This window comes from Ruegeria sp. BH8 (genome assembly GCF_056538065.1).
On record NZ_JBQFSP010000003.1, the window covers coordinates 52,266 to 69,170 of the forward strand.

General features: G+C 57.2%; 15 protein-coding genes. 9 read left to right on the forward strand and 6 right to left on the reverse strand.

The annotated features are described in order from the left end of the window. Positions 1-28: 28 nt before the first annotated feature. From mnmE to ACR0AD_RS08925, 5 genes are read left to right on the forward strand one after another with little or no spacing between them, the layout of a single operon-like run. Complete coding sequence (gene mnmE, locus ACR0AD_RS08905; protein WP_480486913.1) at positions 29-1,315, forward strand: tRNA uridine-5-carboxymethylaminomethyl(34) synthesis GTPase MnmE; 1,287 nt, start codon at positions 29-31, stop codon at positions 1,313-1,315. A gap of 12 nt (positions 1,316-1,327) precedes the next feature. Further along, positions 1,328-3,196 carry a tRNA uridine-5-carboxymethylaminomethyl(34) synthesis enzyme MnmG gene (gene mnmG, locus ACR0AD_RS08910; RefSeq protein WP_480486914.1) on the forward strand — a complete coding sequence of 623 codons (1,869 nt, stop codon included), beginning with the start codon at positions 1,328-1,330 and terminating at the stop codon, positions 3,194-3,196. Continuing rightward, positions 3,193-3,813 (forward strand): 16S rRNA (guanine(527)-N(7))-methyltransferase RsmG, encoded by a 621-nt coding sequence (gene rsmG, locus ACR0AD_RS08915; protein WP_480486917.1) that lies wholly within the window; start codon positions 3,193-3,195, stop codon positions 3,811-3,813. The genes mnmG and rsmG overlap by 4 nt, the downstream gene beginning before the upstream one ends. Beyond that, on the forward strand, positions 3,806-4,609 hold the full coding sequence (locus ACR0AD_RS08920; protein ID WP_209506882.1) for a ParA family protein: 804 nt from the start codon (positions 3,806-3,808) through the stop codon (positions 4,607-4,609). Before rsmG ends, ACR0AD_RS08920 begins: the two co-directional genes overlap by 8 nt. 20 nt (positions 4,610-4,629) lie before the next feature. Next, positions 4,630-5,526 carry a ParB/RepB/Spo0J family partition protein gene (locus tag ACR0AD_RS08925; protein WP_480486918.1) on the forward strand — a complete coding sequence of 299 codons (897 nt, stop codon included), beginning with the start codon at positions 4,630-4,632 and terminating at the stop codon, positions 5,524-5,526. On the opposite strand, the gene ACR0AD_RS08930 is transcribed toward ACR0AD_RS08925, so the two are convergent. From ACR0AD_RS08930 to rph, 4 genes are read right to left on the reverse strand one after another with little or no spacing between them, the layout of a single operon-like run. Then, entirely contained in the window at positions 5,516-5,869 is a 354-nt protein-coding gene (locus ACR0AD_RS08930; protein ID WP_480482526.1) for a YbaN family protein, read from the reverse strand. The genes ACR0AD_RS08925 and ACR0AD_RS08930 overlap by 11 nt on opposite strands. 2 nt (positions 5,870-5,871) lie before the next feature. Further along, positions 5,872-7,026: a radical SAM family heme chaperone HemW gene (gene hemW, locus ACR0AD_RS08935; protein WP_480482524.1), complete on the reverse strand. Its 1,155-nt coding sequence runs from the start codon at positions 7,024-7,026 to the stop codon at positions 5,872-5,874. After that, a complete protein-coding gene (rdgB, locus tag ACR0AD_RS08940) occupies positions 7,016-7,630 on the reverse strand; it encodes an RdgB/HAM1 family non-canonical purine NTP pyrophosphatase (protein WP_480482522.1) in 615 nt (204 codons plus the stop codon). Before rdgB ends, hemW begins: the two co-directional genes overlap by 11 nt. Further along, positions 7,627-8,340 (reverse strand): ribonuclease PH, encoded by a 714-nt coding sequence (gene rph / locus ACR0AD_RS08945; RefSeq protein WP_480486919.1) that lies wholly within the window; start codon positions 8,338-8,340, stop codon positions 7,627-7,629. Before rph ends, rdgB begins: the two co-directional genes overlap by 4 nt. A gap of 112 nt (positions 8,341-8,452) precedes the next feature. Between rph and hrcA the strand changes: the two genes are divergently transcribed. After that, the gene (gene hrcA, locus ACR0AD_RS08950) at positions 8,453-9,517 is read left to right on the forward strand and encodes a heat-inducible transcriptional repressor HrcA (protein WP_480482520.1); all 1,065 of its coding nucleotides are present in this window, start codon (positions 8,453-8,455) and stop codon (positions 9,515-9,517) included. Positions 9,518-9,527: 10 nt separating this feature from the next. Then, positions 9,528-10,091 carry a nucleotide exchange factor GrpE gene (locus ACR0AD_RS08955; RefSeq protein ID WP_480482518.1) on the forward strand — a complete coding sequence of 188 codons (564 nt, stop codon included), beginning with the start codon at positions 9,528-9,530 and terminating at the stop codon, positions 10,089-10,091. Between the two features lie 56 nt (positions 10,092-10,147). Here ACR0AD_RS08955 and mutS read toward each other — a convergent pair whose 3' ends face one another. Beyond that, entirely contained in the window at positions 10,148-12,763 is a 2,616-nt protein-coding gene (mutS, locus tag ACR0AD_RS08960) for a DNA mismatch repair protein MutS (RefSeq protein ID WP_480487102.1), read from the reverse strand. Between the two features lie 160 nt (positions 12,764-12,923). Here mutS and ACR0AD_RS08965 point away from each other — a divergent pair, with 160 nt between their 5' ends. Together ACR0AD_RS08965 and ACR0AD_RS08970 are read left to right on the forward strand one after the other, a co-directional pair. Continuing rightward, positions 12,924-15,179, forward strand: a complete 2,256-nt coding sequence (locus ACR0AD_RS08965) for an NADP-dependent malic enzyme (RefSeq protein WP_480486920.1) — start codon at positions 12,924-12,926, stop codon at positions 15,177-15,179. Between the two features lie 3 nt (positions 15,180-15,182). After that, the gene (locus tag ACR0AD_RS08970) at positions 15,183-16,055 is read left to right on the forward strand and encodes a ribokinase (protein ID WP_480486922.1); all 873 of its coding nucleotides are present in this window, start codon (positions 15,183-15,185) and stop codon (positions 16,053-16,055) included. Here the strand turns inward: ACR0AD_RS08970 and msrA are convergent. Further along, entirely contained in the window at positions 16,052-16,723 is a 672-nt protein-coding gene (msrA, locus tag ACR0AD_RS08975; RefSeq protein ID WP_480486924.1) for a peptide-methionine (S)-S-oxide reductase MsrA, read from the reverse strand. The genes ACR0AD_RS08970 and msrA overlap by 4 nt on opposite strands. Positions 16,724-16,905 lie beyond the last annotated feature (182 nt).

Below are 16,905 nucleotides of genomic sequence, written 5' to 3' on the forward strand. Positions count from 1 at the left end.
AGGTCTTAGACCCCAGCGAGGCCTTCGAATGGATACGATATTCGCCTTGGCCAGCGCGCAAGGCAAAGCAGGGGTGGCGGTCATTCGCCTCTCTGGCCCCGAAGCGCACTCCGCAGCCGCATATCTGTGCGGCGCGGAACTGCCCAAGCGGGGAATGGTCTTGCGCACCCTGCGGGATCAGGATGGATCACGACTGGATGATGGTCTGGTTCTGACCTTTCAGGCACCGGCAAGTTTCACCGGTGAAGACGTGGCAGAACTTCAGATCCATGGCAGCACGGCCTCGGTCAATGCGGTTCTGCGCTGTTTGTCGAACACCGATGGGCTGCGACTGGCGGACCCGGGTGAGTTTACACGCCGGGCCCTTGAAAATGGCAAGATGGATCTGACACAGGTCGAAGGCCTGGCAGATCTGATTGACGCGGAAACCGAGGCACAGCGTAAGCAGGCCCAGACCATTCTGGCCGGTGAGCTTGGCACGCTGGCCGAACGCTGGCGGCGCGATTTGATCCGCGCGGCATCGTTGCTGGAAGCTGTCATAGATTTCGCTGATGAAGACGTCCCCACCGACGTCACACCGGAAGTCCGCGATTTGACAAGCGGAGTTCTGGCAGATCTTCGTCGAGAAGCTGATGGGGTAAAGATCGCCGAGCGTATACGTACCGGATTTGAAGTGGCTATTGTCGGTCTTCCCAATGCAGGAAAATCAACCCTGCTGAACGCCCTTGCGGGGCGCGAGGCTGCGATTACTTCGGAATACGCAGGCACAACCCGGGACGTGATCGAAGTTCGAATGGATTTGGCGGGCTTGCCCGTGACATTGCTGGATACGGCCGGGTTGCGGGATACTGAAGATCACGTCGAAAATCTTGGGATCGAGCTGGCTCGTAAACGGGCAGATGCGGCAGACTTGCGTGTTTTTCTGGCCGAAGCACCCGAAGATCTGGGTGTGGCCATGCAGGATGGCGATATCCATGTTCTGCCTAAAGCAGACCTGAGGGAAGGTACGACTGAGGGTGTTTCGGGAAAGACAGGACAGGGGATTGATGCGCTTGTCGACCAGATTTCGTGGGTATTAAGCGATAGAACCACTATACATGGTATAGCCACGCGTGAGCGCCATCGTGCTGCGATGAACAAGGCATCGGATTCACTTGCTGCTGCGATCACGGTTCTGGAATCAGGCCCGGACCTGTATGATATCGCTGCGGAAGAGTTAAGAACCGCCATACGGGCGCTTGAATCTCTGGTCGGTAGAATAGATGTCGAGACACTGTTGGATGAAATCTTCTCCAGCTTTTGTTTGGGAAAATAAGGATTGTTTCACGTGAAACATTCAAACTTTGATGTCATCGTGGTTGGGGCCGGCCATGCCGGTACGGAAGCCGCGCATGCTGCTGCCAGGATGGGCGTGAAAACCGCTTTGGTGACTTTATCTGCGACTGATATCGGCGTCATGTCCTGCAACCCGGCCATCGGTGGGTTGGGGAAGGGACATCTGGTACGAGAGATTGACGCGCTAGATGGTGTAATGGGCCGTGTTGCTGACCAGGCTGGCATCCAGTTCCGACTGTTGAACCGGCGAAAAGGCCCGGCTGTTCAGGGTCCCAGAACGCAGGCTGATCGCGCCTTGTACCGGGCGGCGATGCAAAACGAAATCAGCAATCAGGAAAACCTGTCCGTTATCGTTGGGGAAGTTGTAGACTTTCTGATGAACGGACACTGTGTCGCCGGTGTCGTGCTCGGAGATGGGTCGGAAATTCACGCGAAAGCCGTTGTTCTGACTTCCGGAACCTTTCTGCGCGGCGTCATCCATATCGGCGACGTGTCACAGGCTGGCGGACGGATGGGAGATCGCCCGTCAATAAAACTGGCCGAGAGGTTGGATAGCTATAACCTTCCGTTGGGACGCTTGAAAACCGGCACACCGCCGCGTCTGGATGGGCGAACGATCGACTGGTCGGGCTTGGAAAGACAGGATGGGGATGAGGATCCGACCTTGTTCTCTTTCCTGTCAACATCGGTTGTCGCGCCTCAGATCTCCTGCGGTATTACACATACCAATGAAAAGACGCATGAAATCATCGAAGCAAACCTCTCAAAATCGGCGATGTATGGTGGCCATATCGATGGCATAGGCCCAAGATACTGCCCTTCGATCGAGGACAAGATTGTGCGCTTTGCAGATAAGGACTCGCATCAGGTTTTCCTTGAGCCCGAAGGCGTAAATGACCACACGATTTATCCCAACGGTATTTCAACGTCACTGCCTCAGGACGTGCAATTGGAATATGTTCGGTCGATCAAAGGGCTTGAAAAAGCGGATATTCTGCAACCCGGCTATGCGATTGAATATGATTATGTGGACCCTCGTATCTTAACTGCGTCCTTGTCGCTACCCGACGTTCCGGGACTATATCTGGCAGGGCAGATCAACGGAACCACAGGATATGAGGAAGCCGCAGCACAAGGAATGGTCGCCGGCCTCAACGCGGCGCTGGATGTACTGGGCCGCGAACCGGTCATTTTCACCAGATCAGACAGCTACATCGGCGTGATGATAGACGACCTGACGACTCGTGGTGTGGCAGAGCCCTATCGAATGTTTACCTCCAGGGCTGAATTCCGACTGTCTTTGCGGGCAGACAATGCCGATCAACGGTTGACGCCGATTGGTTTGGAACTTGGTTGTGTCGGAGAGAAGCGACAGGCACATTTTGAAAAGAAAATGAACCAGCTTGATGCGGCGAAATCCAAGCTGACCGCACGCACATACACACCCAAGGAAGTTCTTTCGGCTGGGATCAACGTCAACCAGGATGGAAACCGCCGAGATGGAATGGCGATTCTGGCATTTCCGGATACATCCTTCGAGGACTTGTTCCCTCTGATACCTGATCTACAAGATGTAGACGTGGCGATCCGGCTTCAAATCGAACGCGACGCGCTTTACGCAAACTATATCGATCGGCAAAAGCGCGATGTTGAGGCCATGAAGCGGGATGAATCCTATGTTATCCCACGTGAGTTTGACTATTTTGGCTTGGACGGGCTGTCTTCTGAGATGAAGCAAAAATTGTCGCAGGCCAAGCCATCAAACATAGCGCAAGCAAGCCGTGTCGAAGGCGTTACTCCGGCTGCCCTGACCCTTGTTCTGGCGAAATTGCGCCGGGATCAACGAGCACGCCAGGCATGACGGTCGATTATTCCAAGTTTGATGACTTGAATGTTTCACGTGAAACATTTGAGCGTCTGAAAATCTATGTTGATCTGGTGAACCGCTGGAACCCCAGGATAAATCTTGTTTCACGCAATAGTCTGGAATTCATCTGGGACCGACATATTCTGGATTCTGTCCAGGTTTTTCGATGCGTTGAAACGTTTGACACCTGGGTGGACCTTGGCAGTGGCGGCGGGTTCCCCGGAATGGTGTGCGCCATCATTGCTGCCGAGGAGGTTCCGGCCGCCAGTTTCTCTCTTGTGGAGAGCGACCAGAGAAAATCGGCTTTTCTTCGTAACGTCGCCCGTAAATGTGGCGTGTCGTGTAAAGTGATTACCAAGCGGATCGAGGAGGTTGACCCCCTGGGCGCAAACATCGTTTCGGCGCGTGCGCTGGCGGATCTGCGTACACTGTTATCATTTTGTGACAGGCATTTAGGTGAAAATGGGAGCGCGCTGTTGCCCAAAGGTGCAAGCTGGAAAAAAGAGCTGGAAGAGGCGCGTGAGGAATGGAATTTCGATGCTGAGGCCATTACAAGTTTAACTGAACCTCAAGCCGTTATCCTTAAGATCAAAGGAGTATCACGTGGTTGATCTGTCTCGACCGTCCGGACCCCGGATAATAGCGGTTGCCAATCAGAAGGGCGGAGTAGGGAAAACAACCACAGCAATCAACCTGGCGGCAGGACTGGCCGAAGCTGGTTGCAGGGTATTGGTGGTTGACCTCGATCCGCAAGGGAATGCATCCACCGGATTAGGGGTCGAAGATCGGGATTGGACCACTTATGACCTCATCCTGGACGATGCGCCTTTGGAGGCAGTGGTTCAGGAGACGGAGATTGAAAACCTTCTGGTTGTCCCTGCAACGGTTGACCTGAGTTCGGCGGATATCGAGCTGATTTCCAACGAAAAACGCAGCTATTTACTGCACGACGCACTGCGTCAGACGGCGGTGGATGCGTTTGAACTGGATTTCATCCTGATAGATTGCCCGCCATCGCTTAACCTCTTGACGGTAAATGCGATGGTTGCCGCCCATTCTGTCCTTGTGCCGCTGCAAAGTGAGTTCTTTGCATTGGAGGGTCTTTCGCAATTGATGTTGACGATCCGGGAGGTCCGGCAAACTGCGAATCCAGACCTGAGAATCGAAGGTGTTGTGTTGACCATGTATGACAACCGCAACAACTTGTCCCGTCAGGTCGAAAAGGATGCGCGTGACAATTTGGGCGAGATGGTTTTTAAGACGAAGATACCCAGGAATGTGCGGGTCAGCGAAGCGCCATCCTATGCGCTGCCGGTATTACAGTATGACTCGGGATCACTTGGTGCGATGGCGTATCGGCATCTGGCCCGTGAGATTATGCATAAGAACAACAAGACCGCAGCATGAGCGGTGGTGAGGAGGCCGACATGAGCACCAGGAAAGCGAAATCCAGAGGGTTGGGCCGGGGATTATCCGCACTCATGGCGGACGTTAATCCAGAGGCGGGCAACCGAGTACCATCTGACGTGCGCAGACCTGATCTGAAGGTTCCGATTGAAAAGCTGAAGGCAAACCCAAATCAGCCGCGACGCACATTTCAGCCCGAACAATTGGATGAGCTTGCCGCGTCGGTTCGGGAAAAAGGTATCATCCAACCCTTGATCGTACGTCCAACAGGGGTTGGAGAATACGAAATCGTCGCTGGTGAACGCCGGTGGCGGGCTGCTCAGATGGCGCAGCTGCACGAGATCCCTGTGATTGTGCGCGAATTCGATGATACCGAGGTACTGGAAGTTGCGATCATCGAAAACATCCAGCGCGCTGATCTGAACGCAGTGGAAGAGGCCGCCGGATACAGGCAGTTGATGGATCGCTTTGGCCACACGCAGGAAAAGCTTGCTGAGGCTTTGGGGAAAAGCCGCAGCCATATTGCGAACCTGTTGCGGCTTTTGTCTCTGCCAATTGACGTGCAAACTCTTGTAATTGAAGGGAAATTATCGGCTGGTCATGCGCGGGCGCTGATTACGGCGGAAAATCCCTCGGAATTGGCAAAACTGATCGTCAAGGATGGTTTGTCTGTGCGCGCGACCGAGGCGCTGGTCAAGAAACAGCAGCAGGGCGACACTGCACGACCTGCTCCCAGATCCAGGAATCTGGATGCCGGAAAAGATGCTGATACACGCGCGCTGGAAAAAGACCTGTCTGCGATTCTGGCAATGAAAGTATCAATCAACCACAAGGCGGGAACGGAATCCGGTCAGGTTGTTCTGACATATGAAAACCTGGATCAGCTTGACGATCTTTGTGCAAAGCTCAGCCGTTAGGGCGCGTCCAGATAAATATCAGGACGCCGCCCAGAACAATGACCTGAAGGATCAGCACGAAGGGCGGAACGGATAAGAGCAAAGACACTCCTAAAACAGCGGCGACCGACAGGGTTGCTGCCTTTTTTGCGGCCGGGCGTATTGCGCCCGAACTCTGCCAATCCAGTATCATTGGCCCGAAAATCCGGTGCGACAGAAGCCAGTTGTGCAACCGTGAAGAGGATCGCGCAAAGAAAAACGCTGCCAGCAACAAAAACGGGACCGTTGGAAGAAGAGGCAGAACAACCCCAATCGCGGCCATCGCAACGCAAAGCAATCCCAGCCCCGCCCAAAGATACTGCATATCTAGCCCATCAATTCGCGGATTACAGCATTCAGCACGGCGCGCCCCGCTGGTGTTGCTCTGAGTCTGTTGTTATCACGTTCAATCATATTAATGCCGACCAGATGGTCCACGGTTTCGTCTGGAAGTGGACGGCCCGACAGGGCCTCCCACCTATCTACATCTAGTCCTTCTGAAATCCTCATGCCCATCATAAGGTATTCGCTCGCCTGATCTTCAAGCGAAAGGACATAGCGTTTCTTTTCTCCGCAACCCTTCGTGGCGGCGTCAAGCCAACGTTGCGGGTTCAGATGGGTCTCGGTCGCGTGTTTTTGACCATCCACAGTAATCCGCCCATGAGCGCCGGGACCAATGCCGACATAATCCCCGTAACGCCAATAGACCAGATTGTGCTGCGACTCTGCACCGGGGCGGGCGTGGTTGGACACCTCATAGGCGGGCAGGCCGTGTTTCTCGCAAATCTCTTGTGTTGCAAGGTACATGTCGGCCGCACTGTCATCTTCGGGCAAGCCGCGCAGTTTTCCGACAGCATAACGATCGCCAAAAGCGGTGCCATCTTCGATTGTCAGTTGATACAGCGACAGGTGATCCACAGCCATGGACAGAGCTTCGTTCAACTCGGACCGCCAGGCATCCAGCGTTTGGTGCTGTCTGGCATAGATCAGGTCAAAGCTGACCCGTTCAAAACAATCACGGGCGATGTCAAAGGCAGCGCGGGCCTCGGCCACAGTGTGAATCCGCCCCAAGCGGCGCAGGTCTTCGTCGTTGAGCGCCTGCACGCCCATCGAGATCCGGTTGACGCCTGCGTCACGATAGGCCGCGAACCGACCGGCCTCGACCGATCCGGGATTAGCCTCCAGCGTGATTTCCATGGTGTTGGAAGGGCGCCAGAGCGCACGGGCCTCACCGATCACGGCGGCAACGGTTTCCGGGTCCATCAGCGACGGGGTTCCACCGCCGAAAAAGATCGTGTTCAGCACCCGATCCGGGGTTTCGACGGCCGAGCGCCGCAATTCGCTCAGATAGGAGTTAAGCCATTGTTTTTGATCGATAGTTTTGGAAACATGGCTGTTGAAGTCGCAATAGGGGCATTTGGCCTCGCAAAAGGGCCAATGCACGTACAGGCCAAAGCCCCCGTTGCGCCAATCATCCGCCAAAGCAGCCTTTCACGAACTTCTCAACCGCGCGTCCGCGATGGCTGATCTTGTTCTTTTCCCAGCGATCCATCTCGGCAAAGGTAATGTCGTATCCTTCGGGAACAAACATCGGGTCATAGCCGAATCCACCTTCGCCGCGGATGGGCCAGACCAAATGACCGGGGGCAATGCCTTCAAACACTTCATCATGCCCATCAGGCCAGGCCAGCACCAGCGTGCTGCGGAATTGCGCTGTGCGGGGATGGGGGGCGTTCTTTGCCTCTAGCTCAGTATGGGCGCGGGTCATCGCCATCAGGAAGTCGCGCCCATTGGCGGTTTCGGCCCAATCCGCGGTATAAACACCCGGCGCGCCGTCCAGCGCGTCGATGGTGATTCCGGAATCGTCTGACAGGGCAGGCAGTCCGGTGGCCTTTGCGGCGGCGTGGGCCTTGATCCGGGCGTTGCCGACAAAGGTGTCCTCGGTCTCTTCCGGTTCGGGCAGGTCCATGTCCGCCGCACCCACAACCGTCACGCCAAAAGGTTCGAGGAGATGCGCCATCTCCTCAAGCTTGCCTTTGTTGTGGGTCGCGACCAGAAGCCTGTCGCTGTCAAACTTACGGGTCATGCGGTGGCGGCTTTCTGGGCTGCGGCCAGCTCGGCAACGCCTTTTTCCGCCAGATCCACCAGCTGATCCATCTGGGCGCGGCTGAAAACAGAACCTTCGGCGCTCATCTGGACCTCGATCAGTTTGCCTGATCCGGTCATGATAAAGTTGCCGTCGACACCGGCCTCGCTGTCTTCCGGATAGTCAAGGTCCAGCACAGGCTGGCCCGCATAGATCCCGCAGGACACGGCGGTGACCGGATCAACCAGCGGATCTGAAATCACGTCACCTGCTTTCATCAGTTTGTTGACGGCCAGTCGCAGCGCAACCCAGCCGCCGGTGATCGAGGCACAGCGGGTGCCGCCATCGGCCTGGATCACATCGCAATCAACGGTGATCTGACGTTCGCCCAGTGCAACCCGGTCGACGCCGGCGCGCAGGGCGCGACCAATCAGGCGCTGGATTTCCACCGTACGCCCGCCTTGCTTGCCCGAGGCCGCTTCACGCCGCATCCGAGTATTGGTGGCGCGGGGCAGCATACCGTATTCGGCGGTGACCCAGCCTAGCCCCGAACCCTTGATGAAAGGGGGTACGCGATCTTCGATCGTAGCGGTACACAGAACATGTGTATCGCCCATTTTGATCAGGCAGGAACCTTCGGCATGTTTGGTGAACCCCGTTTCAATTGAAACGGCGCGCATTTCACTTAAGTCTCTTCCAGAGGGTCGCATGGGAAATCCTTTGTTTGCTGGGTTGGGGATACCGCCCCGCAGCGTTACGATGCAACCCCGATTGACCTTTCATTTGCCTGCTATTTAATGATGAACCAGCAGGGGAAAACGCATGAGTGAAGCGAGCAAAATTCTGGACGAGATGAACGACCGGTCGCGCGAGGTGTTCCGGCTGATCGTTGAAAGTTATCTGGAAAGCGGAGAGCCGGTTGGAAGCCGCACCCTGACGCGTACCCTGTCTGAAAAAGTCAGTGCCGCAACCGTGCGCAACGTGATGCAGGACCTTGAGTTTCTGGGTCTTCTGGACAGCCCGCATATCAGCGCGGGTCGGGTACCGACGCAGCAAGGACTGCGTATGTTCGTGGACGGTTTGCTTGAGGTTGGCGATCTGGGCGTCGACGACAAGCAAAAACTGGAAGAGACTTTAGGCTCTAACACGGGTGATGTTGGCGGAATGCTGGATCGGGTCGGGTCAGCTCTGTCACACGTAACACAAGGTGCGTCGCTGGTTCTGACGCCAAAGCATGAAGCCGAAATCAAACATATCGAGTTTGTCTCGTTAGGGCATGACAGGGCTTTGGTGGTGCTGGTTTTTTCTGACGGCCATGTTGAAAACCGCCTGTTCACACCGCCGCCCGGCCAGACGCCCAGTTCGATGCGCGAGGCTGCGAATTTTCTGAATGCGCTGATCGAGGGGCGCACGCTCAGTGAAGTGCGCCGTCAGATGCAGAAACAGATTCAGGCGCGCAAGCAGGAAATAGATGCGCTGGCGCGCGAGCTGGTGGAAAGTGGGCTGGCGGCCTGGGACGGAGACGGAGCCGACTCGGCCCGTTTGATCGTGCGGGGGCGGGCGAATCTGTTGAACGAACCCGGTCAGGCCGGAGAATTGGAGCGTATTCGCAGCCTGTTTGATGATTTGGAGCGCAAGCGCGACATCGCGGATTTCCTCGAATTGACGGAAGGCGGCGAGGGTGTGCGCATTTTTATTGGGTCTGAGAACAAACTTTTCTCACTTTCGGGTTCCTCTTTGGTGGTGTCTCCATATATGAACGCTGATCGAAAGATAATCGGTGCGGTCGGGGTCATCGGACCCACGCGTCTGAATTATGGACGGATCGTGCCGATCGTGGATTATACGGCGCAACTGGTCGGCAAGCTGATATCCGACCGGAGCTAGAGGGTAAGAGATGGCAGAGCCCAAGAACGAAGATTTTCTGGACGATATCATGGCGGCAGAAGCGGAAGAGCTGGCCGAGGAGTTTACTGAGATCAGTGACGAGGCGTTGGAGCTGGACGAGCTGCGCGCTGAGCGGGATGAGTATAAAGACAAATTCATGCGCGCGCTTGCCGACGCCGAGAACGCGCGCAAACGCGGTGACAAGGCGCGCCGCGATGCCGAGCAGTATGGCGGTTCCAAGCTGGCCCGCGATATGCTGCCTGTTTACGACAACATGAAGCGCGCGCTTGAGGCCGCGACCGACGAGCAGAAAGAGGTTGCCGCCGGACTGCTGGAAGGCGTCGAACTGACCATGCGTGCCCTGAAGGATGTGTTCCAGAAACACGGGATCGAAGTGATTACACCCCAGGTTGGTGACCGGTTTGATCCGAATGTGCACGAAGCAATGTTCGAGGCCCCGGTCCCGGGCACGCGGGCAGGGGACATCATCCAGGTGTCCGCCGAAGGTTTCATGCTGCACGACCGACTGTTGCGTCCGGCTCAGGTCGGGGTCTCTTCAACGCCAGCAAGCTGATTGGCTTTTCAAAGCCAAGCCTTCGGCGAGAGTATTTTTGAAAAGATGAAGGGCGGTCAGGATCTGGCCGCCTCTTTCAATTTGTAGATCAGATCCAGCGCCTCGCGCGGGGTCAGTTCGTCGGGCAGGACACCCTCCAGCATCTCGGTCACCGGCGAGGTTTTCGGTGCGGGCGGGGGTGGCGGCGCGGCTGCCGAGAACAGCGGCAGGTCGTCAATCAGCGCCTTTTGCTTGCCGCCTTCGCGTTCGGTTTTTTCAAGCTGGTCCAGAACCACCCGGGCACGTTCGACGACAGAAGCAGGTAAACCGGCCAGCTGCGCAACCTGCACCCCATAAGACCGATCAGCCGCGCCCTTGTGAACCTCGTGCAGGAAGATGACTTCGCCATCCCACTCTTTGACCGCTACGGTGGCGTTATCGACACCTTCGAGTTTACCGGCCAAAGCAGTAAGCTCATGATAATGCGTGGCAAACAATGCGCGACATTTGTTGGCCGCGTGCAGGTGTTCCAATGTGGCCCAAGCGATGGACAGGCCGTCATAGGTGGCGGTACCGCGACCGATTTCGTCCAGGATCACCAATGCACGGTCATCGGCCTGATTCAGAATGGCGGCGGTTTCGACCATCTCGACCATAAAGGTCGACCGCCCCCGCGCCAGATCGTCCGAGGCTCCGACGCGGCTGAACAGCTGACTGACGACGCCAATATGCGCCTCTTCGGCCGGAACATAGCTGCCCATTTGGGCAAGCAGTGCAATCAGGGCGTTCTGGCGCAGAAAGGTTGACTTACCGGCCATGTTCGGACCCGTCAGTAACCATATCGCCGCGCCGTTTTCGACGGTCAGATCGCAATCATTGGAAATGAATGCATCGCCGCTTTGCCGCCGGAGGGCGTGTTCCACAACCGGGTGTCGACCGCCCTGCACATTGAATGCGCGAGAGGCATCAACCCTTGGACGGCACCAGTTTTCACCCCGCGCAAGATCAGCCAAGGCGGTCGTCACGTCCAGTTCGGCAAGCCCGCGGGCGGCTTGATTCAATCGGGAAGCGAGGTCCAAGATAGCGCCAGAAAGCCTTTGATAGAGCCGCTTTTCAATCTCCAGCGCCAGATTTCCGGCGTTCAGGATACGCGTTTCGATCTCGGACAGTTCGACGGTTGTAAACCGCACCTGATTGGCTGTCGTCTGGCGATGGATATAGGTTTCGCTAAAGGGTGTGTTCAGCATCTTTTCGGCATGGGTGGCCGTGGTTTCGATGAAGTAGCCCAGCACGTTGTTGTGCTTGATTTTCAGCGAGGTGATGCCGGTGTGTTCGACGTAATTTCGTTGAAACCCGGCGATGACGGACCGGCCTTCGTCGCGCAAGGTGCGGGCCTCGTCCAGTTCAGCGTCAAAACCTGGCGCGATAAAGCCTCCGTCGCGGGTCAGAAGCGGGGGCTCGGCCACCAACGCCTCGTCCAGCAAGGTCAGCAAGTCATCGAAACCAACAAGGTTCTGAAGCGCGGTTGCCAGCAACACCGGTAAATCCTGACCGGTGCAGATTTCGGCAATCGTGACCGCCTGGGTCAGGCCATTGCGAATGGCTGTCAGGTCACGAGGCCCGCCACGTTCTAATGACAAACGCGACAGAGCGCGGTCCAGATCCGGGGTTTTGCGCAAGGCTTCGCGCAGATCAGACGCGATCAGGCTGTCACCAGCGGCGAAACTGACTGCGTCAAGCCGGGCATGGATCACATCCAGATTTCGAGAAGGGCTTGAAAGCCGCTGTTCCAGCAATCGCGCGCCACCGGGGGTAACGGTCCGGTCAACGACAGAAAGAAGCGATCCTGCGCGCCCGCCGGACAGCGAGCGGGTCAGTTCCAGATTGCGGCGCGTTGCAGCGTCGATCTGAACGACCCGATCCTCAGATTCTTTCAGCGGTGTTTGCAGCAGGGGCAGCTTGCCCTTTTGCGTAATCTCCAGATAGTCGATCAGCGCGCCCATCGCGGACACTTCGGCGCGGCCGAAATTGCCGAACGCGTCCAAGGCGCCCACGTGAAACAGCCCGCAGATGCGCTTTTCCGCCGCCGTGCTGTCGAAACTGGCGCGCCCGACCGGGGTCAGTGAAATCCCCAGATCAAGCAGCGTTTCGTTCAGCTTTTCCTGCGCCCCATCGGCCACGATCAGTTCAGAGGGCGCAAGCCGGGCAAGTTCGGGGCTGAGCCGGACCGAGGTCAGGGGCATCACGTGAAACGCGCCCGTTGAAATATCAGCCCAGGCAAGCGCGGCCTCGTCCCGGACCTCGGCATAGGCAGCCAGAAAGTTGTGCCGGCGCGCCTCAAGCAGCGCATCTTCGGTCAGTGTTCCGGGTGTGACCAGTCGCACGACATCACGTTTTACGACCGATTTAGAGCCTCTTTTCTTTGCTTCAGCCGGGCTTTCCATCTGTTCGCAGACCGCAACGCGAAAGCCCTTGCGGATCAGTGTCAGAAGGTATCCTTCGGCCGAATGCACCGGCACGCCACACATCGGGATGTCTTCGTCATTGTGCTTGCCACGCTTGGTCAACGCGATATCCAGCGCTTCGGCAGCGTTGACGGCATCCTCGAAAAACATCTCGTAGAAATCACCCATGCGATAAAACAGCAGGGCATCCGCGTGGGCTTGTTTGATTTCGAGGTATTGCGCCATCATTGGCGTGACTGTGGACAAATCGGCCCCCTTTTGGCGTATTCCGGGCGCGACCTTACAAATCCCGCATCTTCTGTAAAAGCCGAAAACTCATTCTCGTTGAGGCGGGCGTTCTCCTGCGCTATGAGGCGTCAGCCCTGAAGTCATGGAAACGACATTTAAGATGCCCAAAGCGAAGATCACCAAAGAAGAGGCATTGGCCTTTCACCTGGACCCCACCCCCGGCAAGTGGGAGGTGCAGGCCACCGTCCCCATGACAACGCAGCGTGACCTGTCGCTGGCCTACAGCCCGGGCGTGGCCGTTCCCTGCGAGGCCATCGCGGAAAACCCGGAAACGGCCTATGACTATACCAACAAGGGCAACCTGGTGGCCGTAATCTCGAACGGGACGGCGGTGCTGGGCCTTGGTAACCTTGGCGCGCTGGGCTCGAAACCGGTCATGGAAGGCAAATCGGTCCTGTTCAAACGGTTCGCCGACGTGAACTCGATCGATATCGAGCTGGACACCGAAGACCCGGATGAATTCTGCCGTGCGGTGCGCCTGATGGGGCCGACCTTTGGCGGCATCAATCTGGAAGACATCAAGGCGCCCGAGTGTTTCATCATCGAACAGCGCCTGAAAGAAGAGATGGACATCCCCGTCTTTCACGATGACCAGCACGGCACAGCCGTGATCTGTGCTGCGGGCCTGCTGAACGCGCTGCATATCTCGGGCAAGAAGATCGAGGACGTGAAAATCGTTCTGAATGGCGCAGGTGCGGCTGGGATTGCCTGTATCGAACTGCTCAAGGCAATGGGCGCGCGGCATGAAAACTGCATTGTCTGCGATACCAAGGGCGTGATCTATCAAGGCCGGACCGAGGGTATGAACCAGTGGAAATCGGCCCACGCGATCACAACCGACTTGCGCACATTGGAAGACGCGATGAAAGGGGCGGATGTGTTCCTGGGTGTGTCGGTGAAAGGCGCGGTCACGCAGGATATGGTCGCCAGCATGGCCGACAATCCTGTCATCTTTGCGATGGCCAACCCCGACCCCGAGATCACTCCGGAAGAAGCGCACGAGGTTCGCGTGGATGCGATCGTTGCCACCGGGCGCAGCGATTACCCAAACCAGGTGAATAACGTTCTGGGCTTCCCCTACCTGTTCCGCGGCGCGCTGGACATTCACGCACGCGCCATCAATGATGAGATGAAGATCGCCTGCGCCCACGCACTTGCAAATCTGGCGCGCGAGGATGTGCCGGATGAGGTCGCCATGGCCTATGGAAAGTCGCTGACCTTTGGGCGGGACTATATCATCCCCACCCCATTCGACCCGCGTTTGATCCATCGCATTCCACCGGCCGTTGCAAGGGCGGGGATGGACACCGGTGCCGCGCGCCGCCCGATCATCGATATGGACGCGTATGAGCTGAGCCTGAAATCCCGGATGGACCCGACCGCCAGTATCCTGCGCGGTCTGAACGCCCGTGCGCGTCAGGCGCAAAGCCGGATGATTTTCGCCGAAGGCGACGATCCCCGGGTATTGCGCGCTGCGGTCATGTATCAGCGGTCAGGTTTCGGTAAGGCGCTTGTGGTGGGTCGGCCAGACGATGTTAGGACCAAACTGGAAGCCACGGGCCTGGGCGACGCTGTGCGTGAAATCGAGGTCGTAAATGCGGCCAATACCACGCATCTCGAAACCTATTCGAGCTTCCTGTATCAGCGCCTGCAGCGTAAGGGGTTTGACCGCAAAGACATTCACCGTCTGGCTGCACGGGACCGCCATGTGTTTTCCTCGCTGATGCTGGCCCATGGGCATGGTGATGGTCTGGTCACTGGCGCCACCCGCAAGTCCGCGCATGTGCTCGACCGGATCAACCATGTGTTTGATGCCGATGCCGCCAACGGTGCCGCCGGTGTGACAGCTTTGCTGCATAAAGGCCGGATTGTCCTGATTGGCGACACTTTGGTACATGAATGGCCCGACGAAAACGATCTGGCGAATATTGCCGAGCGTTCGGCCGCAGTTGCCCGGCATATGGGGCTGGAGCCGCGCGTGGCTTTTGTCAGCTTCTCGACCTTTGGCTATCCAGTGTCAGAACGTGCTGAAAAGATGCACCGTGCCCCGGCTGTTCTGGATCGGCGCGGCGTCGACTTTGAATACGAGGGTGAAATGACGGTGGACGTCGCCCTGAACATCGAACAGCAAGCGGCCTATCCGTTCTCGCGCCTGACCGGTCCGGCGAATATCCTGATCGTTCCGGCCCGGCATTCGGCATCAATCTCGACCAAGCTGATGCAGGAAATGGGCGGAGCGACCGTGATCGGCCCGATCCTGTCAGGCATCGACAAGCCGATCCAGATCTGCTCGACCGTCTCGACTGCGAACGATATTCTGAACATGGCCATTCTGGCCTCTTGCGACATCGGATAAATCATGACGATCTGGAATCTCGGCTCGATCAACGCGGATATGGTCTATGACCTGCCGCATTTGCCTGCGCCGGGGGAAACTCTGGCCGCCCGCGGGCTGGATCGGTTCCTGGGCGGCAAGGGGGCCAACATGTCGGTGGCCGCTGCGCGTGCGGGATCACGCGTCAGCCACATTGGTGCCGTGGGGCCAGATGGGCGCTGGGCCAAGGATCGACTGACAGAATATGGTGTGGATACACGCCATATCTCTGAGGTGGATGTTCCCACAGGCCACGCCATCATTGCGGTGGATGCCGAGGGTGAGAACCTGATTATCCTGTATCCCGGGGCCAATCATGCATTGGAACCCGCCCATCTGGGGCAGGCGCTGGCCTCGGCAAACACCGGTGATCTGCTGATTTTGCAGAATGAAACCAATGCCCAGGTCGAAGCGGCGCAGCTGGGGCGCAAGCTTGGCCTGACCGTCTGTTATGCTGCAGCCCCGTTTCAGGCACAGGCTGTGCAGGGCGTTCTGCCCTATCTGGATTTCCTGATCCTGAATGAGGTGGAGGCCGAGCAACTGCGTCAGGAAACCGGTCTGAGCATCGCTGATCTGCCCGTTCGGCATGTCATCGTTACCCTCGGCTCAAAAGGCGCGAGGTACTTGCAGCAGGGCAACGATCCGGTCGAGTTTCCCGCGCATAAGGTGCGGGCGGTGGATACCACAGGGGCAGGCGACACCTTCACCGGCTACGTGCTGGCAGGCATGGATCGCGGAATGCCAATGGAGCAGACCATTTTGCAGGCAAACCGCGCCGCAGCCCTGATGGTGATGCGGCACGGAACGGCGGATGTCATTCCTGATCTGAAAGAAGTGCGTGACGCATCCTTTGACTAGGACCCTGCAAATGGCGCATCACCGCCCCAAAGCTGCTTGACGCGCGCGTCACGACCACAGGCTTTGCGATAGGCTTTGTAGGCGTTGTGCTGGCGCTTTGGTCCAAAGCGGGTAAGAACCAGTTTGTTGCCTTTGTAATAATCCTGATGATACGCCTCGGCGGGGTAAAAGGGTCCTGCGCTCAGAACCGGCGTGACAATGGTCTGGCCCAGCGCTTGCTGCGCGTCTGCTATGGCTTGTTCTGCCAGCGCCTTTTCGTCCTTGTTAGAGACGAATATCGCAGTTCGATAGCTGTCCCCCCGGTCGCAGAACTGGCCACCTGCGTCTGTCGGGTCAACCGAGCGGAAAAACATGTTCAGAAGTGACGCGCGAGAGACGCGCGCCGGATCGAACGTGATCTGAACCGCCTCGTAGTGTCCGGTTTCCCCTTTTGAAACCTGATCATATGTCGGGTCCGCAGTTGTACCGCCGGTGTACCCTGACACCGCCCCGATTACGCCGGGCACGGATTCGAAATCGGATTCCACGCACCAGAAACACCCGCCAGCCACCGTCAGCGTTTCGGTTCCCGCAGCCGGGGCGGGCAGTGCGCGCAACAGTGCGGCCAATGCAATCAGTGTAAACAGAAGGGCTGGTCTGACGGTTTCAAAATAAGCGGTCCGCATCATGTCAGGTCTCCTTTTAAGATGAGATTGACGCGGGTTCGACCCCCTTGCAATTGCCTGTCATGCAATGTCACGCGCTGGTGAGACTAGTTTATCGTCTGCGATCACGCGTAAACGGCCCACTTGAAAGGCGGACGAAACCACCGTTCATTTGCGACGGATCATGCGCGATAGGTATCCCGATG